Source organism: Puia sp. P3 (assembly GCF_050632245.1).
GTDB lineage: Bacteria > Bacteroidota > Bacteroidia > Chitinophagales > Chitinophagaceae > Puia.
The window spans coordinates 1,746,382-1,769,279 of sequence record NZ_CP192583.1 but is presented as its reverse complement, the minus strand read 5'-3'; the positions used below and the strand labels follow the sequence as shown (position 1 = coordinate 1,769,279).

General features: G+C 51.8%; 21 protein-coding genes and 5 pseudogenes. 10 read left to right on the top strand and 16 right to left on the bottom strand.

Features of this window, described 5'->3' with window-relative positions; all coding sequences use genetic code 11:
• Window positions 1–216 precede the first annotated feature (216 nt).
• Together ACQ86N_RS10655 and ACQ86N_RS10650 are read left to right on the top strand one after the other, a co-directional pair.
• Window positions 217–684, top strand: a complete 468-nt coding sequence (locus ACQ86N_RS10655) for a universal stress protein (RefSeq protein ID WP_431215134.1) — start codon at window positions 217–219, stop codon at window positions 682–684.
• On the top strand, window positions 632–1,054 hold the full coding sequence (locus ACQ86N_RS10650) for a hypothetical protein (protein WP_431215133.1): 423 nt from the start codon (window positions 632–634) through the stop codon (window positions 1,052–1,054). Before ACQ86N_RS10655 ends, ACQ86N_RS10650 begins: the two co-directional genes overlap by 53 nt.
• Here the strand turns inward: ACQ86N_RS10650 and ACQ86N_RS10645 are convergent.
• The 11 genes and pseudogenes from ACQ86N_RS10645 to ACQ86N_RS10595 form a co-directional block, all read right to left on the bottom strand.
• Entirely contained in the window at window positions 1,040–1,864 is an 825-nt protein-coding gene (locus ACQ86N_RS10645; protein WP_431215132.1) for a phosphatidate cytidylyltransferase, read from the bottom strand. The two genes, ACQ86N_RS10650 and ACQ86N_RS10645, sit on opposite strands and share 15 nt — an antisense overlap.
• Window positions 1,865–2,088: 224 nt before the next feature.
• Complete coding sequence (locus tag ACQ86N_RS10640) at window positions 2,089–2,808, bottom strand: hypothetical protein (protein WP_431215131.1); 720 nt, start codon at window positions 2,806–2,808, stop codon at window positions 2,089–2,091.
• Between the two features lie 122 nt (window positions 2,809–2,930).
• Window positions 2,931–3,137 carry a hypothetical protein gene (locus ACQ86N_RS10635; protein WP_431215130.1) on the bottom strand — a complete coding sequence of 69 codons (207 nt, stop codon included), beginning with the start codon at window positions 3,135–3,137 and terminating at the stop codon, window positions 2,931–2,933.
• 38 nt (window positions 3,138–3,175) lie between these two features.
• Entirely contained in the window at window positions 3,176–3,553 is a 378-nt protein-coding gene (locus tag ACQ86N_RS10630) for an erythromycin esterase family protein (RefSeq protein WP_431215129.1), read from the bottom strand.
• A 100-nt stretch (window positions 3,554–3,653) separates the two neighbouring features.
• A pseudogene (locus ACQ86N_RS10625) lies at window positions 3,654–4,334 on the bottom strand (erythromycin esterase family protein); the annotation flags it as partial.
• A 190-nt stretch (window positions 4,335–4,524) separates the two neighbouring features.
• On the bottom strand, window positions 4,525–4,713 hold the full coding sequence (locus tag ACQ86N_RS10620; RefSeq protein WP_431215128.1) for a hypothetical protein: 189 nt from the start codon (window positions 4,711–4,713) through the stop codon (window positions 4,525–4,527).
• 27 nt (window positions 4,714–4,740) lie between these two features.
• A pseudogene (gene groL / locus ACQ86N_RS10615) lies at window positions 4,741–6,362 on the bottom strand (chaperonin GroEL).
• Window positions 6,340–6,666 (bottom strand): phosphoribosyltransferase family protein, encoded by a 327-nt coding sequence (locus tag ACQ86N_RS10610; protein ID WP_431215127.1) that lies wholly within the window; start codon window positions 6,664–6,666, stop codon window positions 6,340–6,342. The pseudogene groL and the gene ACQ86N_RS10610 overlap by 23 nt, the downstream one beginning before the upstream one ends.
• On the bottom strand, window positions 6,650–7,021 hold the full coding sequence (locus ACQ86N_RS10605; protein ID WP_431215126.1) for a hypothetical protein: 372 nt from the start codon (window positions 7,019–7,021) through the stop codon (window positions 6,650–6,652). Before ACQ86N_RS10605 ends, ACQ86N_RS10610 begins: the two co-directional genes overlap by 17 nt.
• A 485-nt stretch (window positions 7,022–7,506) precedes the next feature.
• Entirely contained in the window at window positions 7,507–7,971 is a 465-nt protein-coding gene (locus ACQ86N_RS10600) for a Gfo/Idh/MocA family oxidoreductase (RefSeq protein ID WP_431215125.1), read from the bottom strand.
• The gene (locus ACQ86N_RS10595; protein ID WP_431215124.1) at window positions 7,929–8,372 is read right to left on the bottom strand and encodes a Gfo/Idh/MocA family protein; all 444 of its coding nucleotides are present in this window, start codon (window positions 8,370–8,372) and stop codon (window positions 7,929–7,931) included. The genes ACQ86N_RS10600 and ACQ86N_RS10595 overlap by 43 nt, the downstream gene beginning before the upstream one ends.
• On the opposite strand from ACQ86N_RS10595, the gene ACQ86N_RS10590 reads away from it, so the two are divergent.
• From ACQ86N_RS10590 to ACQ86N_RS10575, 4 genes and pseudogenes are all read left to right on the top strand, one after another.
• Window positions 8,366–8,593 carry a hypothetical protein gene (locus ACQ86N_RS10590; protein WP_431215123.1) on the top strand — a complete coding sequence of 76 codons (228 nt, stop codon included), beginning with the start codon at window positions 8,366–8,368 and terminating at the stop codon, window positions 8,591–8,593. The genes ACQ86N_RS10595 and ACQ86N_RS10590 overlap by 7 nt on opposite strands.
• A 327-nt stretch (window positions 8,594–8,920) precedes the next feature.
• Window positions 8,921–9,681: pseudogene (locus ACQ86N_RS10585) on the top strand (sterol desaturase family protein).
• Window positions 9,681–10,295 (top strand): hypothetical protein, encoded by a 615-nt coding sequence (locus tag ACQ86N_RS10580; RefSeq protein ID WP_431215122.1) that lies wholly within the window; start codon window positions 9,681–9,683, stop codon window positions 10,293–10,295. Before ACQ86N_RS10585 ends, ACQ86N_RS10580 begins: the two are co-directional and overlap by 1 nt.
• Window positions 10,296–10,892: 597 nt before the next feature.
• A complete protein-coding gene (locus tag ACQ86N_RS10575) occupies window positions 10,893–11,138 on the top strand; it encodes a hypothetical protein (protein ID WP_431215121.1) in 246 nt (81 codons plus the stop codon).
• A gap of 69 nt (window positions 11,139–11,207) precedes the next feature.
• Here the strand turns inward: ACQ86N_RS10575 and ACQ86N_RS10570 are convergent, their stop codons facing one another.
• From ACQ86N_RS10570 to ACQ86N_RS10550, 5 genes and pseudogenes are all read right to left on the bottom strand, one after another.
• Window positions 11,208–11,699, bottom strand: a complete 492-nt coding sequence (locus ACQ86N_RS10570) for a cupin domain-containing protein (RefSeq protein WP_431215120.1) — start codon at window positions 11,697–11,699, stop codon at window positions 11,208–11,210.
• Between the two features lie 34 nt (window positions 11,700–11,733).
• Window positions 11,734–12,519: an alkene reductase gene (locus ACQ86N_RS10565; RefSeq protein ID WP_431217354.1), complete on the bottom strand. Its 786-nt coding sequence runs from the start codon at window positions 12,517–12,519 to the stop codon at window positions 11,734–11,736.
• Window positions 12,519–12,815, bottom strand: a complete 297-nt coding sequence (locus ACQ86N_RS10560) for a hypothetical protein (RefSeq protein ID WP_431217353.1) — start codon at window positions 12,813–12,815, stop codon at window positions 12,519–12,521. The genes ACQ86N_RS10565 and ACQ86N_RS10560 overlap by 1 nt, the downstream gene beginning before the upstream one ends.
• 117 nt (window positions 12,816–12,932) lie before the next feature.
• Window positions 12,933–13,139 (bottom strand): annotated as a pseudogene (locus ACQ86N_RS10555) (helix-turn-helix domain-containing protein); the annotation flags it as partial.
• Window positions 13,140–13,171: 32 nt separating this feature from the next.
• Window positions 13,172–13,780 (bottom strand): hypothetical protein, encoded by a 609-nt coding sequence (locus ACQ86N_RS10550; RefSeq protein WP_431215119.1) that lies wholly within the window; start codon window positions 13,778–13,780, stop codon window positions 13,172–13,174.
• Window positions 13,781–14,158: 378 nt separating this feature from the next.
• Between ACQ86N_RS10550 and ACQ86N_RS10545 the strand changes: the two genes are divergently transcribed.
• The 4 genes and pseudogenes from ACQ86N_RS10545 (at window position 14,159) to ACQ86N_RS10530 (ending at window position 22,778) form a co-directional block, all read left to right on the top strand.
• A complete protein-coding gene (locus tag ACQ86N_RS10545) occupies window positions 14,159–15,226 on the top strand; it encodes a hypothetical protein (protein ID WP_431215118.1) in 1,068 nt (355 codons plus the stop codon).
• Window positions 15,227–15,382: 156 nt separating this feature from the next.
• The gene (locus ACQ86N_RS10540) at window positions 15,383–20,422 is read left to right on the top strand and encodes a glucoamylase family protein (RefSeq protein WP_431215117.1); all 5,040 of its coding nucleotides are present in this window, start codon (window positions 15,383–15,385) and stop codon (window positions 20,420–20,422) included.
• Window positions 20,355–20,933 carry a hypothetical protein gene (locus ACQ86N_RS10535; RefSeq protein ID WP_431215116.1) on the top strand — a complete coding sequence of 193 codons (579 nt, stop codon included), beginning with the start codon at window positions 20,355–20,357 and terminating at the stop codon, window positions 20,931–20,933. The genes ACQ86N_RS10540 and ACQ86N_RS10535 overlap by 68 nt, the downstream gene beginning before the upstream one ends.
• A pseudogene (locus tag ACQ86N_RS10530) lies at window positions 20,839–22,778 on the top strand (GH36-type glycosyl hydrolase domain-containing protein). The gene ACQ86N_RS10535 and the pseudogene ACQ86N_RS10530 overlap by 95 nt, the downstream one beginning before the upstream one ends.
• Window positions 22,779–22,898: the final 120 nt, after the last annotated feature.

The following is a 22,898-nucleotide window of genomic DNA, read 5'->3' as shown; positions in this document are numbered from 1 at the left end:
TGTCGCTATGTGTGGCATACCCAATTTTTATAGGAAATTAGACTATTGTCAATCGGTAAACAAGATCGGGGGTTAGGGAGTCACCTGAAAAATATCACTAACATCGGTGATCCAGGTCAGCGGCAATCAACAGTTCTTATAGTACCTTCTCGCCTGACCCGGGTCATCCGGAATGCCCGGCCGACCGGATATATTTGTTCACAAAAATTGAGAGTCATGAAACGCCTACTTGTTGCAACCGATTTTTCCCCGGCATCCGACCGGGCAGTCGAATACGGTCTGAAACTGGCTTTGGCGCTCGAAGCGACCGTCACGCTCGTCGCGGCTTACGAAGAAATTCCCGTGCCCGTCACGGATACCATGTCTATGACCTTCATCGATGCCGCCGGTGTTAAAGACTTTGTCGAACAAGGACTTCGGCGACAGCAGGAGCTTTTTCAGCAGACCAGGGTCCAGCCGGTTGAAACCCTCGCGGTAAAAGGGCCTGTTGTAGCGGCTATCCTGGATGCCGCATCGGAATTATATGCGGACATGATCATTGCAGGTATGAAGGGCAAAGGAAAGTCGGTCCGTCAGCTATTGGGAAGTACAGTGACCGCACTGGCAAGAAAAAACACCTATTCCACTTCTGGTGGTGCCGGAGGATGCTCGTTATCTGCCGCCGATGAACATTCTCCTGGGTAACGATATCCGGCCAGACATGAATATCCATGTCCTGGACCCGCTCAGGGAATTGGTGGCCATTTTTGGGTCGAAGCTCTATGCACTCCGTGTCGTCAAAAAAGGAGCGAAGGAATTTATCGAGGTCATCCATAACCGGTCCCCTTTGCAGGATTTGGACAAGAAATGGGATATAAAATATGAATATGAAATGGGAGACGATGTGGTGGGCAGCCTTAATCAATTCGCGCGGACCCATGCAATCGAAATGGCAGTGATGATCCCTCACCCGCATTCGCTTCCGGAGCGATGGTTCATGAGAAGCCATACACGGGAAATGATCTTTGAGGCAACAATACCCTTGCTAATATTGCCCGATTCACAATTTGTCTAACAAAACAAAATAGCAAAAAACAAACGGCGCTGAACCCAACAACGAGTCGAAACGATCCAGCATTCCCCCATGACCCGGCAAAATTGTTCCGGAGTCTTTGATATTAAGACTTCTTTTCATAAGCGACTTTATCAGATCGCCGAAGGTACCCGTAACAACTATTGTCATTGCCATACCCATCCAGACCATCATATGTTGTCCGGAAAAATAAAGTGATACAAGGTAAGCGACGAGCAGAGCGCAGGCAGCCCCCCCGATGCTTCCTTCCCAGGTCTTTCGGGGTGAGACGCGTTGAAATAAGGGATGGGCGCCGAACGCTTTACCCGTGAAATAGGCAGCCGAATCGTCGGCCCAAAGAATTAGAAAATACCCAAGAGCTACATTTGGATGATATAACCCTGAACCCACCGGCAAATAAGCTATGATGACAAAAAAGCACAGGGGTACTGTTATACATAGAATGCCCAAGAAGGTGAAAGCCAAATTGTGGAAAGGATTCGGCTCCCGCCGGAACAGTTCGGCGATAAAGATTCCGAATGCGATTGGAATATTGACCAGCAAAATTTTTGGCTCCATGTATTTGCTGATCGTCAGCGCACAGGTCATTATCATTAGGGTGGACAATAAGATGCCGCCAGTTTTGATCGGACGAAGGCCGGCGGCGTGAAATAGGCGGTAAAACTCAAGTAGGGTGAGTAGGTTTAACGTCAGGACCAATAAAATGAAGCCACCAGCCTTCCAACTTAGCAAAAAGGTAATTATAAGTGCCAGGGCAGCCCCCGTAATTGTCCGTTGCGTCAAATTATTCATGATTCATTCCCATAGTTTCTACCTGGGTATCAGGCAAAATGTACATCACAAAAAGGGCAGGCTCGAAAGCCTGCCTTCCATCGACGTTGGTAGTGTTACGGTCTTTTAAATCTTCCTACTTGACCGATAAACTCCGGATAATGTTGAAACAAAGCTACGACCTTCCGAGACGCAAATAAATGACGAGCTTCAACTACAAGCCTGATTGTGATTCTGGGTGCCAGTCAGGAAGCGGGTGATCCGGCATTGAGATCATTCAAATAACCGTCCATCAACAGAAGATATTTGCCTGCTTCGGTGAGCAAGGCATCTCTACCAAGATCATCGTCTGCACCGCGCGCCCTGAGTACGTTCACCTTTGCCCGGATATTGGCCCGGTAAGCCTTGTAATAGAGGAAGAGCTGTTGTTCTTCCGGGGATCGAATAGCAGGAAAGAAGCGATTATAATCGCTGATAAACATGCCGGATAATTCGGGTCTTCCGAATGCCTCCAGGTCCATGCATAGAAATGCGACCTCATTCAGTACATCGATCTGCCGGTACTCATCATTGAACTCAATGCAATCAAAGGGTTGCGGCGAGGGCAGCAAGAAAATATTCCTGGAATGGAGATCGCCGTGGCAGTCTCTGAAATACCCCGCTTCGAGTCTTCCCATCAGCAGGTGGTGCTGGCGTTCCATAAAGGAGTTGGAACAATCTATCGCCCGGTTGATGATATCCGCCCTATCTTCCCCCGCCTCACCGGCAAATTGCTGCAAATACGGTATCTCTGCAGCCAGGTCATTGAATTTGAGGTGAAGATCCCAACAATCCTTCTTGTAGATAATATCCGTTCTTTTATGAAAAGCAGCTATCTTTTCGGCAAGGCGTGTAATATGGGTGCCGGTTACCTTGTTGTGCAATAGCAACACATCCATCTGCCTGTTCCTGTCCAGCTTTTTCATCCTCACCGCATATTCAATCGTCGTTCCCGGCGCTGAAGCTTCAGCAAGGCTGACGGAATATAACCCGCCTATTTCCTGAATCGGAACGACATCCAGGTAAATATTTTCGGTGAGTCTTCTATTCAATAGGACCTCCGTTCGCAGTAATACTTTCGTTTGTCCAGTGTAGAGAAATCGAGAAAAGAATAATGAGCTGGCTTTTTGATCTTGTAAGCATAGTCACCGGATAGGATCACCCATGAAATATGCGTCTCGATCAGTTCCGGCAAGCCGCGCGTGTCGGCGAATTGACCATCCTTTATCAATCTATCGATCTGATCCGATGTCATGGGTCTCTATGTTTAAGTATTCAGGGTAAACATGTACCTCATACCCCAAAAGGATATGTCTGAGGTGTTTCGCGGCCATGAGGTTCCAGGTGCAGCGGGTGTAACGCTTTGGTCTCATTCAGGTAGATGAAAGCGTCATACCGGATCGGCAGGATCGAGGGCACGTAGTTGCCATACTGCTCATACGCCGCATTGTATACTACACCCACTGCCCGGTGGCCGATATGATGCTCCATCAGCATGTCATTGGCCGCGAGATCATCCATGATCAATAATTTGTCGGCTTTGCCGGCCTCGTGCAACAAGTATTCCCAGCTTCCCTTCTTCGCTTCGGGCAGTTGCATGTCCTGCATTCTGGCGCCCCATCCCCTGCCGGCTATGACGGAACCCTTGTAGGAGCCAAAGCCAACCAGCACCACTCCCTTTTCGTGATGTTGCAGCCGCGCCAGCTTCCCCGATATTATACATGCCTTCGTCCGTCATGTCTGTGGCCCGGGCATCTCCTACGTGGGTATTGTGCGCCCAGATGATGGCCTTTGAATTTCCGTCATGAAAGGTCAGCAGGCGTTCCAGCGTATCGGCCATATGGCGGTCCCGGATATTCCAGCTATGCGGCCCTCCCGCAATCATCGCCCTGTAGTACTTTTCGGCGTTGACCGCGACCAGGGCGTTTTGTTCGGCGCTGAACACATTCTCATGATCCGTATTGTAAGTTGGGAGCCTCTCTTGTACTTTCTTCAGCAGCTCTACGACTTCCGTCTGGCAAAGGTCCGGCACGAATTGCGCCGCCCGCGCATACTCGCCGCCCTCGTCCCGGTAGGGTTCGAAGCAGCGGAACGCTTCTTCGGCTACTTTCAGAGCGGCAGGATCCGTCTTCTTCAGGTATTGCATGATGTTTTCCATGCTTTCCCAAAGGCTGTACACGTCCAGGCCGTAGAAACCGGTCTTTTTATTCGCAGGCAGGCCGGCATTGTGTTGTTGCAGCCAGTCGGCGAGCGCTACGATCTCCCAATTGGCCCACATCCACGTTGGCCACCGGTTGAATCCTTGCAATACCTTGAACGCGCTCTTATTTTCCTGGTCATAGCCCTTGACAAACCGGTTCAAGCGGTAACATTCCGGCCAGTCCCCCTCGACCGCAATAAAATTGAATCCCTTTTCTTCGATCAGGCGTTTGGAAATATGCGCCCTCCACATATAATATTCGTGCGTCCCATGACTGGCCTCCCCCAGCATGACGATCCGTGCATCTCCGATCCTGTCGAGCAGCGGAGTCAGGTCGGCCTTACTCTTCAAGGGATAGCTCCACTGCCTGATGGCGCTGATAGCCTCGACTTCATTGAAGGGCGCTTCGGTGGTAAAATATCGTCTCATGATATTATCTTTTTCAGGTTTCCTTTTCCGGTGCGGGTATCTCCGACGGACCCGGATGAGGCCCTTCCGGTTCCACTTCAGGGCTGATCTCCGGATCATGGTCCGGGATAAGCGGTTCCACGGGTGAATCCGGCTTCACCTCCGGCTCTGGACCGGGAAGCGGGATCTCCGAAGGCTTGACGGGGTTCTTTTTCTTGCTCATGGTAACGTGTTTGGGGCCGAATGGCCGTTACAACATCTCAGCGGGATTGGCGATCACTACCGGTTCTTTCTTTTCCGGCTTTTTGACGATGACGCATTCTGTCGTGATGAACATGCCGGAGACCGATGCGGCATATTCCAGTGCCAGCCGGCTTACCTTCACCGGGTCGATGATCCCTGTTTCCAGCAATCTTTCGAATTGCTCCGTTTTGGCATTAAAGCCAAAATCTCCTTCCCCCGATTTCACTTTTTGGACGATCTCGGCGGGTTCCAATCCAGCATTGATGACGATCTGCTTCAGCGGTTCTTCCAATGCCTTCTTTACAATGTCCACCCCTACCTTTTCATCGTCGGTAATATCGGTAAGCTTATCCAGGTCTGGAAGGCATCGCAGGTAGGCCACCCCTCCGCCGGGAACGATCCCTTCTTCCATGGCCGCCCGCGTGGCATTCAGGGCGTCATCCACAATGTCCTTTTTCACGTTCATCTCAATTTCCGACGAGGCGCCGACATAGACTACCGCCACACCACCGGAGAGCTTCGCCAACCGCTCCTGCAACTTTTCCTTGTCGTAGTCCGATTTGGTATCCTTCAGCTGTTCCCTGATCTGTGCCACGGCAGCCTTTATCTTCTCCTTATCTCCCGCGCCGCTGATGATCGTCGTCTTGTCTTTCGTAATGATCAACTTTGCGCATCTGCCGAGCAGGGGAATGTCGGCATTCTCCAGCTTAATTCCCTTCTCTTCCATGATGACCGTTCCCCCGTGAGCACGGCGATATCTTCCAGCATTTCCTTCCGCCGGTCGCCGTAACCTGGAGCTTTCACGGCTGCGATCTTCAGCACACCCCGCAATTTGTTGACCACCAGCACCGCCAAAGCCTCCCCTTCGACATCTTCCGAGACGATCAACAGCGGGGTGTTCGACTGGGACACTTTGTCCAGCAGGGGCAGCAGCTCTTTCATCCCCGAGATCTTCTTATCGTAGAGCAGGATATAAGGGTTTTCGTATACGGCGGTCATTTTGTCGCCATCAGTTACAAAATAGGGCGAGATATAGCCCCGGTCGAATTGCATGCCCTCCACCACTTCCACATAGGTCTCGAATCCTTTCGCTTCCTCGATGGTGATTACACCCTCCCTTCCTGCTTTTTTCATCGCCTCCGCGATCAGCTTCCCGATCTCCGGGTTGTTACCTGCCGAGATGCTCGCCACCTGTTCGATCTTCTCGCTGTTGGTGCCAACGGGAATAGCCTGGGTCTTCAGCTTTTCACTCACCGCTTTTACTGCCTTGTCGATACCCTTCTTTATCTCCATCGGATTGATGCCAGCCTCCACTCTCTTCAGGCCCAGATCGATCATCGACCGGGCCAGCAGCGTGGCAGTCGTCGTTCCGTCGCCTGCGGCCTCCGAGATACGTACCGCCACGTCCCGCAGCATCTTTACCCCCATCTCCTCGACAGGGTCCTCCAGCTCGATCTGCTTGGCCACGGTAACCCCATCACAGGACATCTGGGGAGAACCATCCATTTTTTCGAATACTACATTCCGTCCCCGAGGGCCGAGCGTGATGACAACGGCCTTGGCCAGGTGATCTACACCTTCCCGCAATTTCTTCCTGGCTTCGAGATCATAGTTGATTAGTTTTGCCATAATCGAAAATTTTAATACCTGCTTCTTTGGGAAGAGCAGGAGACACCCGGAGCTCATTGAGATAATACAGCACCTCCTCATCCGTTACCTGGTGAAAATCGGTATAGAATTCCCCAACGCCATAGAACTCATCGGGAATAAGCACAGAAATAAACTCATCGGCAACCGACGACAATTTTTCGGCGGCGCTTCGGGAAGCGACCGGCACGGCAATGATGATCCGCGCCGGCCCTTCTTTGCGGATCATGTTGATGGTGCTCAACAGCGTATTGCCCGTGGCTACCCCGTCATCGACGACGATCACAGTCTTGTCTTTCAGCGGCAAGTGGCTCAGCCGTCCCCATGAATTTCAGTCGCATTTCCTTGAGTCTTTTCCGGATCTGTTCCGTCTCTGCCTTTATATAGGCCGATGAGACGCCTATATGGGGCAGAAGAAAACTGTCCGTCAGGCTAACGGCCCCGATAGCATATTCCCTGTTCTGCGGGTGACCTATTTTCTTGGTCATCAGCAGGTCGAGCGATAAGCCTGTCCTTTTCGCGACCACATATCCTATCGGGATGCCGCCTCTGGGAACAGCGAGGATAACACCCTCCATACGGGCGTATTTCTTCAATTTTTCAGCCAGTGCAAAACCGGCATCGATCCTGTCGGTAAACATATTTCATAGACTTTTATTGATTTACAATCAATGACGGGTGCAAATGTTGAACAAACCAGCGAAGGTATGCGATGGGCCGGTCTCCCCTGGAGACGATGGTCCTGACGACATCCGGGAGCCCGGCCGCCGCGTTCAAGGCCGCAGCGGCGCCCGTACTGGCCCCATAGTAGCCGAGTTGATAATGGCTCAGCAGATCAAGGGATTTGAGCGGTTCCGTAACAAGGGCAGCCGGTCAGTCAGCAAACCCATATCGTACCCTATAATAAACAGACATTGGTTTTTGGCTAAAGGTATTATTGTCTTATTTCAGTAACCGTGACATATATTATAGGTCGGTATGACTTCCGTCATCGGGCTGGAGAATCGATGAGAGTATCTTAGTTAAAGCCAATACTATTTGGGGTTGATCCCGTCACCCTAAAAAGTGACGGGTAGGTTCGACACCATCATAGTTCATATCATCGAGGCCTGGTAATTGATCGGAATTATAGTTGCACGGGCTGATTTGACGACGCGCTTTTATAGATTGCTTCGACAACGCGAATATCGCGCCGGCCTTCCTCACCCGGCGCCAGCATGGGGCGCTTTTCTATAATGGAAAGGGCATCGTCGTCCATTTGTTTGGCCTGTTGGAAAGGAACCTGGTAGGGGTGATGGATGATGCCCAGTGGGCTGGCGCCATTCTGGCCATTGTATTCGGAGTAGGGCTGCATTTTTATGTCTCCCTTATCACAACTGATCGTAATAAAATTCATATAATCCCCAAAACTTGTTTTGATGTCAGCGGTCACACCGCCAGGAAATGCAAGTTGGGCGACGGTTGTTTCGTCGAGGCCGTTTTTATAGATCTCCGGTCGCGTTGTGGAGGTTTGAGCGGAAAGGACGGAGGTTGGCTCCATTCCGGCCCCTAATCTGGCTCCCTGGATAGCATACACGCCCATATCGTACAATACTCCACCACCCATCTCCTTTTTTTGCTTCCAGTGATCGGTGCGGTTTTCGCGGTAGCCGGCCGCGCAGTCGACTTTTTTACCTTGCCGAGATTTTGTCCTTTTACCAGCGCGCGCCATTCCTGGGTATTCGGCTCATGCTGAAGGCGGTATCCGATGGCAAGCGACTTTTTGTTGGTCCTGCAGGCATCGATCATGGCTGTGCATTCCGACTCCGTCAATGCCATGGGTTTTTCGCACCATACTTCTTTGCCGGCATTAGCGGCCCTGATCACGTACTCCTTATGCATGGAGGGCGGTAAGACTACGTAGACCACGTCGATATCGGGGTTATTCGCGATGCTGTCGAAGTTCTGATAGTTGTAAATGTTCTTGTCCGGAATATTGTATTTTTTTGCCACGCCTCAGCTTTGGCGGGGGTACCCGTTACAATGCCTGCGAGATAACAGTGTCTGGTTTGTTGCAGGGCCGGCGCCAGCAGGTCGGTGCTATAGTAGCCCAGGCCGACAAGCGCTACTCCCAGTTTGTCTTTGGAGCCTATCCGGGCGGAGAAGATCTTTCCTGGAAAAAGCAGGAGGATGCCACTGCCGGTAGCAATCGTTTTAATGGCACGCCTCCTTGAGATGGTGTTCATATGACAGCAATTTGAGGTTGAGACAAAAATGGGAGCAACAATGCTTTACCGAATTTAGTAAAAAATATCCAACTTTTCAATCGGTTGAAAAAAACGGGCAATGGTTCGCTCAAGGCGTTATGGTCCTTCCATTCGGTGAGTCTAACGAATTAAAGCCCCTGGTCCTGAACCTGCGGCCCGGCTCAATACCGGCCGGTAACCACATGTCCGCTTTAATGGTCTCTTTGCCCGTCTGACCCGGTTTTGGCCCGCGCCGCTTACCGCGATACTCCATTTTTACAGGATACTATTTTAAAACAGAAACTATCATGAGAAATGGAAAACATACCATCGCGATCATCATTTTCCCTGGCCTTGCTGATCACGGCAGAGATCATCTGGAGCTGGCGTCGGGACAAGAAGGCCTATGGTCTGAAAGATACCCTTGCCAATCTCGTTATCCTTGCAGGCTTTCAACTATCCAAATACCTGTTTGCAGGTTACCAGTTATTTATATTACAGGGAGCTTCCCGAATCGCACCGGTACACCTGCCCGCTTCGGCCCGGACCTTTGCAGTCTGTTTTGTCCTGGCCGATTTCACTTACTATTGGTTTCACCGGCTTTCCCATAATTGGCAGCCTCTCTGGGCTTTTCATCTTATCCACCATTCGAGTCCCTATATAAATCTCACCACTTCCTATCGTCTCAACTGGCTGAGCGCAGTGATCAGCCCTCTCTTCTTTATCCCCCGGCCGTCACAGGTTTTCCTGCTTCCTTTATTGCCCTTAGTTATGGGCTCAACCTGTTGTATCAGTTCTTTATGCATACGGAGGCCATCGGAAAATGGGGCAGGCTGGAAGGAATTATCGACAGTCCATCTGCGCATCGCGTACACCATGGGAAAAACCCCCTCTATATCGACAAGAACTTTGGTGGTGTCATAATGATCTGGGACAGGCTGTTCAAAACTTATCAACCGGAAACTGAAAGATCCGATTACGGTATCAGCACCGGTTTCATTGGTAACAATCCGTTTAGGCTCGTATTCAAAGGTTTTATAGATCTCTTCACCGGTAAATTAAACTCAAAAGGATAATGTATAAGACAAAAATGATCCCTCTCCTCGCCCTTATATCCGCCCTGCTAACTACGGGATGCGCCGACGCGCAGTCCCGGCCACGCAGGGACGGGCAACCATTCGTACCGTGCGTTAATGTCTCTGTAGGTTATGGGTTTCCCGATCTCGACAGAAAATATCTCCCCGATTTTTACGGGATGAGCAGGGGAAGTCGTTCACAATCGGGGGTCATTACGGGTTCCGTGAATTATCAGTTCAGCAGGAAGATGAGTATCGGGGCGATGGTGGCCCATGGCGCAGTCAGTGCGTCTTATTACGATTATTATTCCGTCGATCCCGCCTTTATCGGGCGGCTGGAAGCCTGGAGCTTCATGATCAGCCTCGTAAGATATTTTCCCATAAGTGCTATGGCGGCCCCTTATATCAGGACTGCCATTGGCATTAATAGCTGGCAACAGGAGTATACAGACCCTACTGGCAACAAGGTAGCCGTCACAGCCCCTGACCTGCCCGATCTGGCGCGCCAGCTCGCGCTTGGGGTGAGGTTCAGATTATCTCAGCGGGCGGGGCTGTTCGTCGAAGCAGGTTACGGAAGATATATCCTGAACAGCGGTCTTTCGGTAAAATTCTAGAAATGCCCGTTTCGGCAGGCTATCTGCCCGTTTTATGTCCTTTTAATAGATTTCGTTCTTTGGCTATCGTCAAATCTGTATTCGAAAACAATAAAAATACTCGTCATGAAAAAAATGCTTTTCTCCGTACTGGTCATAGGGATACTACTCAGCGTAGTCACATTGAGAACCAATGCCCAGGTAATTATCCGGACCGCGGTCCCCGTCCATCCCCTGGTAAGGCAGGCAGTAATAGTACGGCCGCCTATGGTAGTAAGGCCAGTCGTTTGTCCGGCTGTTGTAGTGCGACCCGCTTTCCGCCCTCCGGTCGTAGTGATAAGACGGCCCCCGGTCGTTACGTTCGTAGGACCAGTGCGCCCTGTCATTGTCTACAGATAATCCGGAAGACCAATTCCATTATTCCAAACAAGCAAGATTCAAAAAAATGTCAACAAGATCAGTCAATAGAAAAATCTCATTTTCGATCGTGTTTTTGATCCTGAGTCTCCTGGCTTCAGCCTCATCCGCAAATGCTCAATCGGCCCAGCCCGCCCAGTCGGGGTCGCCGGCCCGATCGATAGACAGCAAACGCGCTTAAAAAACCAGTATTTCGCCGCTTTGGTTAAATCAAAGGGCATTTTGGTTAAGTCTACGCCGCCGCTGATGCAGACCTTTGTAAAAAGAACAATAATGAAAGCAATTGGGATCGATGAATTCGGCGGACCGGAAGTAATAGATCTGGCAGAGGTGCAAGCCGGTCAGGGTGTACTTATCCATGGTGCGGCACATAACGCTGATACGGGCAGAATGGGACCACGACGAGCGTCTCAAATGACTGGAAAAATGGGACTTCCGTCGCGTTGACCGATGGGACCTTCAATGCAGGCGCAAATAGCATCTTTGTCAAGTGATTCATGATAGCCGGACATCCGTTCAACCTAAATAATCGGGAGGATATACTTTCTGTCCATGTCTGTCCGCAGCAGCCTGTAGCCTGGCCACCTCTTCCACATTCAAAACCGGTGGCGCTAAGAATTTTCCAGGACTGGTTGGCCTGCCGATCTCCTGAAAGAACGCATCCAGCCCCGCAGGGATCACCGTACACAACAAATGCGCCATGCCATTACCGGTATTCTTGAAACAATGCGCCTCGCCGCCCTTGGGAATGTTGATGAACGCCCCTTTCTTGGCGGTATATTTTCCCGCCTCAGTTTTGAACTCGAGCTCCCCATCGACTACATAAAATAACTCCTGGATATTGGCGTGAGAATGAGGACCGGGGCCTCCGCCCGGCGGAACGAGCATGTCGATGACGGCGTACGCGCCCTGGGTCTGCTCCCCTGAAATAATGATCCGGTAATTGTCCCCGACCACAGATAGGGTTTGCCCCTGGTCCTCATGGATGGCTTTGATATTGTCTATCATAAAAAATGAGTTTTTGCAATATAAAAAAGGATTATCAGGCTAACGAAGCCTGCAGGGCCGGATAATCGATGTATCCCTTTTCTCCGGGAGTATAGAGAGTGGTGGGGTCCAGGGCGTTGAGCGGTGCCCGGTTCCCGATCCGATCAACGAGATCCGGGTTCGCCAAAAAAGACCTGCCGAATGCAACGATATCCGCGAACTGATTGGCAAGAACGGTCTCTGCATTTTCCGGAGTTATTCCATTGCACAGAATGATCGTTCTTGAAAAATTCGCACGGATGCCGTCAAAGGTCTTCTGCGGAATGAGGGGATTAGCGGCAATATGAATATAGGTTAACCCGATCTTATCTAATTCCCCGGCCAGGTAGACATAGGTAGCATGCACCTCTTCCGCATCATAGGATTTCAGATCCCCGAGACTGGCAAATGGGGAAAACCGGATACCTAGCTTGTCAGGGCCGATAGCCGCAGCCGTTCTTGCTGCGATTTCGAGCGTGAGCCTGGCGCGGTTGGCGATGCTTCCGCCGTATTCATCGGCCCGATCGTTGATATTTGGATTCAAGAACTGCTCCAGCAAATAGCCATTGGCGCCATGCAATTCCACTCCATCAAAACCAGCCTTCATGGCATTTTCGCTTGCGACAACGAAACCTTCGATCACCTTGTTGATGCTTTCCCTGGTCAAAGGCACCGGTTCGGAATGATCCTGCAAGCCTGCTGTGTCAGTATAGATCTGCCCCGCTGCTTTGATGGCGGAGACTCCTGCAAGGTCCCAACCTTCGGGTAAATTGTCTACATGTCCAATACGGCCCGTATGCATCACGCTGCAGGAATATCTTGCTGCCTCCCCGGTGTTACTCTGTCGGTTATCTTCTTCCAACCGGCTATCTGCGCCTCGTTGTAAATGCCGAGGATACGCGGATAACCCAGACCCCCGGGCATCGGTGAAGTGCCTTCCGTGACTATCAGTCCCGCCCCGGTACGTTGTCCATAATAGGTTGCCATCAAATCGTTGGGAAGATTATTGACGGCCCGGCTCCGGGTCATGGGCGCCATAACGATGTGGTTCTTTAAGACAAGGCCCCCCTTTCTGTATTCTGTCAGTAAGATGTTCATTTTATTGCTGTCGGAATTTTTTATCCGACAGGACAAAGCTAGATCAGGCCCCGGGAAAGAAATAGCACAAGGCGACGGAAAATTAGTCCTATCCGGCGGAGGCATATTTTTTGGAGTGATGCCGTAGTGTTTTTCGAATAGTCGGGAAAAATGACTCAGGTTCGAAAAACCAAGGTAATATCCGGCCTGCGACACAGAATAACCGGCATGTTTCAATAGAAAGCCGGCCTCCCTCATCCGCTCGTTTTGAAAATAGTTGTAGATCGTATCGCCGTAAGTCTGTTTGAACAATTGCTTCATTTTCGTTTCGCTCATCCCCGCCATTCTCGCCAGGACATGCAATTCCGGCGGCTGGCTTAGATCGGCCAGGATCGTCGTACGAATGACAGACAGCTTATCGAGGTCGGCCTTGTTAACCGGCCTTTGTTTGTCGCTCCCCTCTCCAGTAGTTTGGCGAACAGCAGATAGATCAGCTCACGAATTTTGATCTTATAATACAACGAGCTCAATTCGTCCCTATCATCCGTCTCCGATATCTGCCTGAGCGTTCGCTGCACTTCCGGATGCATTTTCTCGTGATAAAAGAACAACTCATCTCCGCGCAGTATCGTCGCCAAAGGCCCGCTTACTTTTTCAAGTCCCACCATGCCGCAAAGTACCTCACGCGACAGGCCTATAGCTCCAAAATGCACTTCGATATTGGCTGGGAAGATCGTTTCGGTACTAAAAGCGCTGGAGGCGATCTGGATCGACGATCCGTTGGTTTTTAGGAATTGGATGGCGGTCTTACGGTCGGGCGTGATCTCCAGCGGTATCTCATTACTGTTAAATACGATCGAGACCAGATCATAATTCTCCGCCGGGCCTTTTCGCTTCAAATGAAGGTCTTGTTTCAGGGTGTAGTGGTGCATGGCGAATCGGATGCCCGGTTCTATATCTCTGAACTTGATGAACCCTTTGCCCATAGTCCCGGGGATCTTGAGGCCATCCCTATAGACGGGGATATTAAATCTTTCACCAAAACTTTTTTACGAAATTAAAACCAGGATGGACGGTAAATTCGGAAAGTCATTAAGAGACGCGATTATGAAGCCTAAGATACAATACTTGCTCATCTTTTAAGAATGGTCCGACGTAACTCTTATTACCAATAGTCGCCAAAAAGGCGTAAATTCACCGACTCTCCCTTTTCTCCCTACACAGTTTTGCGTCATTCCGGCCATTATTTCGAAAGGATCGCAGTACTCAGCCAGTTTCAATTATGAAAGTCACAGCCAGTACGGTTTTTGACATATTGTCCCGTTTACGCGTTTATTTCCAGGGTGCCGGAAAAGCCCTGGCCTATGACAATGAGGAGCCCTTTCGCTCCGGACTGTACAGCCTCGGATCAACTGAACAGCCATGCCACGACAGTTGCCGGATCGCACCGGTTGGAGACCAACCGTCCTGCAGCTCACTTGCTGAAAAGGCTGGCCGACAACGAAAACATGTTACTGGAAGTGCGTGATCTGCTGGTCGGGAACATCCAAACGGGGAAAGCCATCACCCCCGGCGCAGAATGGCTACTTGACAATTTTTACCTCATCGAGGAGCAGGTAGTTCTCGCCAGGAAACATCTTCCCAAGGGCTACAGCGAAGGACTCCCCACATTGGCCACCGGCACTTCCGCGGGTATGCCCCGGGTTTACGATATCGTGCTGGAGATCATTTCGCATAGCGACGGCAGGGTGGATGCCCAGAACCTCGGCAGTTTTGTTGCCGCCTATCAGACAACCTCTGTACTAACGCTCGGTGAGCTGTGGGCCATACCCATCATGCTGCGACTGGCCGTTATCGAAAACCTGCGAAGGGTCTGCGGAAAGATAGCGCTGGATATGGTCGATCACAACCTGGCCGATTACTGGACCGACAAAATGATCGACACGATAAAAAGCGAGACGGAAGATCTGATCCTGACGATCGCAGACATGGTACGCTCAAAACCTCCCCTGAGCAGCCCTTTCGTAGCCGAATTTACCCGGAGCCTGCAAGGAAAAGGACCCGCACTGGCTTTGCCGCTTAGCTGGCTCGAGCAGCAATTGGAAGGCATGGGCACCAACACCAATACGATTGTCCGACAGGAAAACCAAAAACAGGCTGCCGACCAGGTCTCTGTCCGTAACAGCATCGGAACCTTGCGGTTTATCGGAAGAACGGACTGGCGGGAGTTTGTCGAGACACTCAGCATCGTAGAGCAGCTATTGGTCAAAGACCCCGCAGGCATATATTCGTCCATGGATTTCGCTACCCGGGACCGGTACCGCCACGTTGTGGAATCCATCGCAAAAGACTCCAGCCTGCCCGAGACGGACGTTGCACAAAAAGGTACTTACCCTCGCCGGAAAACACAAAGACACCAATCCCTCCGCTAAAGGGAGCAACACGTAGGTTACTACCTGATCGACAAAGGAGTAAAGGAGACCTTACTGGCAGCGAGGCCCCACTATAGCGCACTCCGTAAATTGCTCCGGACGTTCAGAAGGATCCCGCTCTTTCTTTACCTGTCTTCCATTGCAGTACTAACCTTGTTGATCAGCGCTGCATTGTACTATCTTCCGGCCAGTGACGGCGTTCCCAACAGATGGCTGCTGCCGGTGGTCGTCCTGCTGGCGCTCCCTGCATCCGTGCAACTGGCCATTGCCCTCGTCAACTGGATATCCACGTTGCTGGTCAAGCCGCACTTATTGCCGCGTATGGATTTTTCACAGGGAGTTCCTCCCGAATATCGCACCCTTGTGGTAGTGCCGACCCTGCTCACCAGTCCGGCATATATCGAAACGCTGCTGGAGGCACTGGAAATTCGCTTCCTCGCTAACAAAGGGGATAACCTGCATTTTGGGTTGCTTACCGACCACGTGGATGCCAATGTGGAAAGGCTCGAGGAAGACCGGTCGTTGACCGATCTGGCAAGCGACGGGATCGACGCTTTGAATCGCAAATACCGGCGAACGGAGAACGATATATTCTTTCTTTTTCATCGTTCGAGGGTCTGGAATGCAGGGGAGAGAAAATGGATGGGCTACGAACGCAAACGGGGAAAAATATCGGCGCTTAATGCCTTGCTGAGGCATAAGGGACAACATGATTTTTCACTTATCAGGGGAGACTATCGCATTCTTTATGATGTCAAATACGTGATCACCCTCGATTCCGACACCCAGCTCCCGAGAGAATCCGCCTGGAAGCTCGTAGCGACCATGGCACATCCCCTGAACCATCCCGTATACAATGCGCGGAAAAAGCGCGTTACGGCGGGATACGGCGTGTTGCAGCCAAGAGTGGAATCGTCCATGCCCATAACTACGACCTCCCTGTATCTAAATATGCAGGGCAGCGAATCGGGCATCGACCCCTATACCCGCGTCTCCTCTGACGTATACCAGGATCTTTTTGACGAAGGATCTTTTATCGGAAAGGGGATCTATGACGTTGACATTTTTGAATTGACCTTCAAGGACCTTTTTCAGGAAAACCGGATCCTTAGCCACGATTTGCTGGAAGGCTGTTATGTACGATCCGGTTTGGTAAGCGATGTGTTCCTGTATGAAGAAAATCCCTCCCGGTATGAATCGGACCTTCGACGTCATCACCGGTGGATCCGTGGGGACTGGCAGATCGCTGGCTGGATCTTACCCTTTATTACTACCGGAGCAGGAAAAGTGGCCATGAACAGGCTTTCCGCATTGTCGAGGTGGAAGATAGTCGACAACCTGAGACGAAGCCTTGTTCCCATATCGCTATTGTGTCTTCTTTTGACAGGGTGGTTCGTTCTCCCTTCTCCCTGGTTCTGGACCGTGGCAGTCTATACGATCTTCCTGCTTCAACCCATCTTCGCAACGGGCTGGCAACTTTTGCACCAGCCGGAGGATATGACGGTCAGATCTCACCTAAAGGAAATCACAGGAAATGTGAAAACTATGCTGATCCGGTTCGTGTTCGGCCTCTGCATACTTCCATTCGAAGCGCTCCGGTACGCAGACGCGGTTCTACGAACACTCTGGCGAATGAATTTTTCCCGCCGGAGGCTAATGGAATGGACGCCTTCTGCGAGCGAGTCCGGAAAGCGCCGCAACTCTTTGGCGTCTACCTACCGCCTTATGCCGGTACCGCCGATCCTGGCCATTGTCTGTGGCGCATTACTGCCGACGGATCCGCAACATCTGCTGGTAGCCGCCCCCATCCTTTTACTGTGGCTTCTCTCACCAGCCGTGGTGTGGCGCCTGAGTAAACCCAAGAAGGATACCCCTCCGGAATTGTCCATGCAGGAATGGTCGTTCCTGCACATGACCGCCCGTAAGACCTGGGCTTATTTCGAACAATTCGTAACAGCGGATGACAATTGGTTACCACCCGACAACTTCCAGGAACACGATGGACCCGTCATCGCTCACCGGACCTCACCTACCAACATGGGGCTGGCGCTACTTTCCAATCTTGCCGCATACGATTTTGGCTACATTTCGGGTGCTGAGCTCGCGGACCGATGCGCTCTCACGCTCGGGAACATGAACAAGCTGGAGCGCTATAAAGGGCATTTTTGCAACTGGTACGATACACAATCTCTGACTACCCTGTTCCCAAGGTATGTGTCGACCGTCGACAGCGGGAACCTTGTCGGACATCTTCTCACTTTGCGTCAGGGGCTGTTGGGCCTGCCCGAACAACCCATATTCCCCAGGGAGGTGCTGGAAGGTTTCCGAACGACTGCCGCGATTGTCTCTGCCGAGTCAAAAGGACGTTTCGTCCTGGTCATTGGCCAAATAAATACGCTGTTGCAACAAGAACGGCAGGAAAAATTATCCCTGATCTCCATAAAAAAACTGCTTGACCAGCTGCGCGGCCTGGTAGATCAACTACGCATTCCGGAAGAAGAGGGCGATACCGGGCTATCGAGATGGGCCGGCAGGTTCTCCCACCAGGTCAACGATCACCAAAGCCAGCTGCTGCAATTGATCCCCTGGATGGACCTGTTACCCATCCCCGAACGTTTCGCGCGCCTGGCGCCCACGGAACAGACACCGACACTGCGATCGCTCGAGGCCATGCGGGAGACATGCCTGGCCGCATTGACGCAATATGAAGAACAAGCCCCGACTGCGGAAGACAAGAGTTGGCTCGCCCGGATGCGCACCGCCCTTTTCGAGGCCGAAAGCACGGCGGCAGCCGGGATCGACCACCTGGAGCAATTGGCGGAACATTGCGAACAGCTGAGCGAAATTGAATATGATTTCCTGCTGGACCCGTCTACCGGTCTTCTACGGATCGGCTTCAATATCGATGAACAGAGAAAAGACAATGGCTTCTACGATCTATTGGCCTCCGAAGCAAGGCTGGGAATTTTTGTAGGTATCGCCCAGGGAAAGCTCCTGCAGGAAAGCTGGTTCGCACTCGGGCGTTTGCTCGCCGACTCCGGTGAAGACCCTATCTTACTTTCCTGGAGCGGATCGATGTTTGAATATTTGATGCCCCAGCTGGTGATGCCAACGTATGAAAATACGCTGCTTGCACAAACCAATAAAGCGATGGTCCGACGGCAGATCGGGTATGCGGGCCAGCAAGGCAAACCCTGGGGCATCTCGGAATCCGCTTACAATCTTTTAGACGCCGGTCTGAACTATCAGTACCGGGCGTTCGGCGTTCCAGGACTCGGGCTCACCCGAGGACTGGAAGAGAATCTCGTTATTGCACCTTATGCCTGCATGCTGGCATTGATGATTATGCCGGAAAAGGCCGTAGCCAATCTGCAGATCTTATCGGAGAAAGGACTGGAAGGTGAATACGGTTTTCGTGAGGCGGTGGACTACACTGCTTCCCGGCTGCCCAGGGGCAAGACTTCGGCAATCATCCAATCTTATATGGTCCACCACCAGGGAATGGGGCTGCTATCGCTGGCCTATGTCTTGTTGAACCGGCCGATGCAGCAAAGGTTTGTATCTGAACTCCGTTTTCAGGCGACCCTGCTGCTTTTACAGGAACGCATCCCGCGCACCACCTTGTTCTATGCGCATACGGAGGACATGGCTGAATCGCATTCATCGCAGGCTGCCGCTCAAGTCCGGATCATCAATACTCCTCATACAAGGATACCGGAAATACAGCTGCTGAGCAATGGTCGCTACCAGGTCATGATCGCCAATTCCGGAGCCGGATACAGCCGCTGGAAAGGCCTCGCGGTTACCCGCTGGAGAGAAGATCCTACCAGGGACGACCGGGGTATCTTTTGCTATATTAAGGACGTGAGCACCGGCAATTTTTGGTCGAATACCTATGAACCTACGTTGCACACCGCCAAAAAGTACGAGGTAATATTTTCACAGTCGCATGTTGAATTCCGCAGGGTCGATCACGGGATCGATACTAAAACGGAAATAGTGGTCTCGCCGGAGGATGATATGGAAATGAGGAGGGTAAAAATCACCAATACATCTGTATTTTCAAGAGTGCTGGAGATAACGAGCTATGCAGAAGTGGTCATGGCGACCCAGGCCGCGGATGAGGCGCATCCCGCTTTCAGCAACCTGTTTGTGGAAACAGAGATCCTTCCTGAACTTACAGCGGTTGTCTGTACCCGCCGCCCGCGCTCCGAAGAGGAGACGCCACCCCGGATGTTTCACCTGATGAATGTCCGTGGGGCCGTCATAGAGGCCACGTCCTATGAGACCGCGCGGCTGCCCTTTATAGGACGGGGCAGGTCGCTGGTCTACCCACAGGCCATGGACATAGAGGAACTCTCCGGCAGCCAAGGCGCCGTGCTCGATCCGATCATGGCCATTCGCTATCGCATCCTGATAAAGCCAAATCATACCGCAACCATCGATCTTATCTACGGGATCAGTGAAACGAGGGAAGCCTGTGAGGCATTGATGAACAAATACCGCGACGAGAATCTGAAAAGCCGGGCCTTCGAGCTCTCGTGGACCCATAACCAGGTCCTGCTGCGCCAGATCAATGCGACGGAAGCCAATGCGCAGCTTTACGAGGAGCTTGCGTCCTCCCTGATCTATCCCAACCCGGCATTTCGTGGTGAAGAAGCCATGATCATCAATAATTTCAGAGGGCAGTCCGGCCTTTGGAGCCATAGCGTGTCCGGGGACCTCCCGATCGTATTGCTTCATATGACGGAACAGGAAAACCTCGTGCTCGCACAGCAAATGATACAGGCGCATGCCTACTGGCGCCTGAAAGGTCTGTCCGTAGACCTCGTGATCTGGAACGAAGATCATGGATCGTACCGACACCTCCTGCAGGACCAGATACAGGGCCTTGTCAATACGGATGCCGGGAATCAGCTCTACCAAAAACCCGGCAAAATATTCGTCCGGTCTGCGGACCAGATCTCTCCCGAAGACCGTATCCTTTTTGAAAGTGTCGCCAGAGTCGTCATCTATGATCATAAAGGAACGCTTTCGGAACAGGTGAACCAGATCTACCTGGGAAAAACGCCTTTGCAATTCGTTCAGACGACCTCCCGGCAAGCAGAAGAGCCCCCTGGGCAACCTCATGCTGCCGAAAGACCTTCTTTTTTACAATGGTACCGGCGGTTTCACCACCGATGGCAAAGAATATAAGATAGTTACGGGAAAGAACAGAACGACACCCGCACCCTGGGTCAATGTCATCGCCAACCGGGATATGGGAACCGTAATATCGGAAAGCGGCTCCGCCTACACCTGGTGCATTAACGCACATGAATATCGCCTTACACCATGGAGCAACGATCCGGTGACGGACGCCGGCGGAGAAGCATTCTATCTGCGGGACGAAGAATCGGGGCATTTTTGGTCTCCCACGCCTTTCCCCGTTGGCAGTGCGAGCCCCTATATAGCTACGCACGGATTCGGCTATAGCAGCTTTCAACATGACGAACAAGGCATTTCGACAGAAATGTTCGTGTTTGTAGACAGCAACCTGCCCGTTAAGCTGGATGCTGTTAAAAATAAGAAATCAGTCGGGCCGTCGACGCAAGCTCTCCGCCACAGGCTACCTGGAAATTATCCTTGGCGACGTCGCAAGCAGAACGGCCATGCATATTGTATCCGAACAGGATACCGAAAGCGGAGCGCTGCTTTTTATGAATAGATACAACACGGCGTTTGCAGAACGGGTTAACTTTTTCAAGGTCGACGAAGCAGGCCCCGTGGCGTTCACCACGGACCGCCTCGAATTTATCGGCAGGAATAGAAATCTGCAGGATCCGCAAGCGATGTACCGCAAAAGGCTTTCCGGCAGAAAAGGGGCAGGCATGGACCCCTGCGCTGCCCTTCAGGTAGTATTCGATCTGTCGGAAGGTGCCGAAAAAGACCTGGTGTTTGTCCTTGGGAGCGCGCCGAATGCCGACGAAGCGGCCGGGCTCATCAGGAAACTTTCAGGCCCACGCGCTGCCCAATTCTCGCTCGTCCGGGTTGAAGAATACTGGAAGGATATCCTGGGATCAACACAGATCACGACTCCCGATGCCGCCCTGAATATTTACGGCAATGGCTGGCTCCTTTATCAAACCATTTCCGCCAGGCTATTCGGCCGGAGCGGATTTTATCAATCAGGCGGCGCTTTTGGGTTCAGGGATCAGTTGCAGGATGTGCTGGCCCTGCTTTACGCCAGCCCGATCTGGCCCGGGAACAGATCCTCCTACATGCATCCAGGCAATTCGTGGAGGGCGATGTACAACATTGGTGGCATCCGCCCGAAGGGAGGGGTGTCAGAACCCGTTGTTCCGATGATATGCTTTGGCTGCCTTATGTGGTAGCCCGTTATATCAAGGTCACTGGCGACACGGCCGTGCTTAACACCAGCGTAGGCTACCTGGAAAGCAGGCTCCTTCATCCGGAAGAAGAATCCCTCTATGACCTGCCGGCGAGCGGCAACATCGGCGGGACGCTTTTTGAACACTGCGTAAAAGCCATCAGACACGGTCTGCGCTTTGGTGTACACGGTCTGCCGCTCATTGGTACCGGCGACTGGAACGACGGAATGGACAAGGTAGGCAGCAAAGGCATGGGCGAAAGCGTCTGGCTCGCTTTTTTCCTCTACGATGTACTGCGCCGGTTTACCGATACGGCAGATTCCTACGGAGATCACCTCTTTGCCGAGATGTGCAGAACGGAAGCGGACAGCCTGCAGGCCAGGATCGAATCGACGGGCTGGGACGGCGAATGGTATAAGCGCGCTTATTTCGATGACGGTACGCCTTTAGGCTCCCGGGAAAATAAAGAATGCCGCATCGACGCCGTTTCCCAAAGCTGGGCCGTACTATCCGGAGCGGCCGGCGATAAAAGGGCCGGCATGGCCATGGCTTCCCTCGAAGAAAAGCTCGTCAGGAAAGACCTGAAATTGATCCAGCTCCTTGACCCTCCTTTCAATTCAAAGGAACTGAACCCCGGATATATCAAAGGCTATGTACCCGGAGTCCGGGAGAATGGTGGCCAGTATACACACGCGGCGATATGGACCTTGATGGCATTTGCAAAACTGGGCCAGCGGGAAAAAGTAAGCGAACTGCTGGATTTGATCCATCCCATCAACCATGCAAACGATGAGGAGTCGATCAACGTCTACAAGGTAGAACCCTATGTGATGGCGGCTGATGTATACGCAAATTCGTCACATAAGGGTATGGGTGGTTGGACATGGTATACGGGTTCCGCCGGCTGGATGTATCAATTTATTCTGGATTCTTTGATCGGGATGGACCGCCAGTCGGATTCGTTGTCATTCCGGCCATGCTTTCCTACGGGCTGGCCCTCGATCCAACTGACGTATCGCTATGGTAGATCCGAGTATCGGATTACTGTTTTCCAGTTAGCCGACGACTCTGCATCGGGATGGGAAGTGGACGGCCTGAAAGGCTCCGGGAATACGATAAAACTCACCGATGACGGAAAAACTCACTCGGTGGAAATGCATATTCGCAAGGAACCCTGGTAGTAGGTACAACGTATTATTTTCTTCATCAGTGGCTGGCGGGATATTACTATCGGATCGCCATTGACCCGTTCGTATTTGTTCTGGCAGCCGCGATTGCGCTTGTCATTACGGCCTTGACGG

Excerpts from the sequence above, each read along its gene's own strand:
- ACQ86N_RS10655 (WP_431215134.1), top strand. The coding sequence starts at position 217 with ATGAAACGCCTACTTGTTGCAACCGATTTTTCCCCGGCATCCGACCGG.
- ACQ86N_RS10645 (WP_431215132.1), bottom strand. The coding sequence starts at position 1,864 with ATGAATAATTTGACGCAACGGACAATTACGGGGGCTGCCCTGGCACTT.
- ACQ86N_RS10640 (WP_431215131.1), bottom strand. The coding sequence starts at position 2,808 with ATGAAAAAGCTGGACAGGAACAGGCAGATGGATGTGTTGCTATTGCAC.
- ACQ86N_RS10635 (WP_431215130.1), bottom strand. The coding sequence starts at position 3,137 with ATGACATCGGATCAGATCGATAGATTGATAAAGGATGGTCAATTCGCC.
- ACQ86N_RS10620 (WP_431215128.1), bottom strand. The coding sequence starts at position 4,713 with ATGAGCAAGAAAAAGAACCCCGTCAAGCCTTCGGAGATCCCGCTTCCC.
- ACQ86N_RS10605 (WP_431215126.1), bottom strand. The coding sequence starts at position 7,021 with ATGTTTACCGACAGGATCGATGCCGGTTTTGCACTGGCTGAAAAATTG.
- ACQ86N_RS10580 (WP_431215122.1), top strand. The coding sequence starts at position 9,681 with ATGTATAAGACAAAAATGATCCCTCTCCTCGCCCTTATATCCGCCCTG.
- ACQ86N_RS10570 (WP_431215120.1), bottom strand. The coding sequence starts at position 11,699 with ATGATAGACAATATCAAAGCCATCCATGAGGACCAGGGGCAAACCCTA.
- ACQ86N_RS10565 (WP_431217354.1), bottom strand. The coding sequence starts at position 12,519 with ATGCATACGGGCCGTATTGGACATGTAGACAATTTACCCGAAGGTTGG.
- ACQ86N_RS10560 (WP_431217353.1), bottom strand. The coding sequence starts at position 12,815 with ATGAACATCTTACTGACAGAATACAGAAAGGGGGGCCTTGTCTTAAAG.
- ACQ86N_RS10550 (WP_431215119.1), bottom strand. The coding sequence starts at position 13,780 with ATGGGCAAAGGGTTCATCAAGTTCAGAGATATAGAACCGGGCATCCGA.
- ACQ86N_RS10545 (WP_431215118.1), top strand. The coding sequence starts at position 14,159 with ATGACAATGAGGAGCCCTTTCGCTCCGGACTGTACAGCCTCGGATCAA.
- ACQ86N_RS10535 (WP_431215116.1), top strand. The coding sequence starts at position 20,355 with ATGCTGCCGAAAGACCTTCTTTTTTACAATGGTACCGGCGGTTTCACC.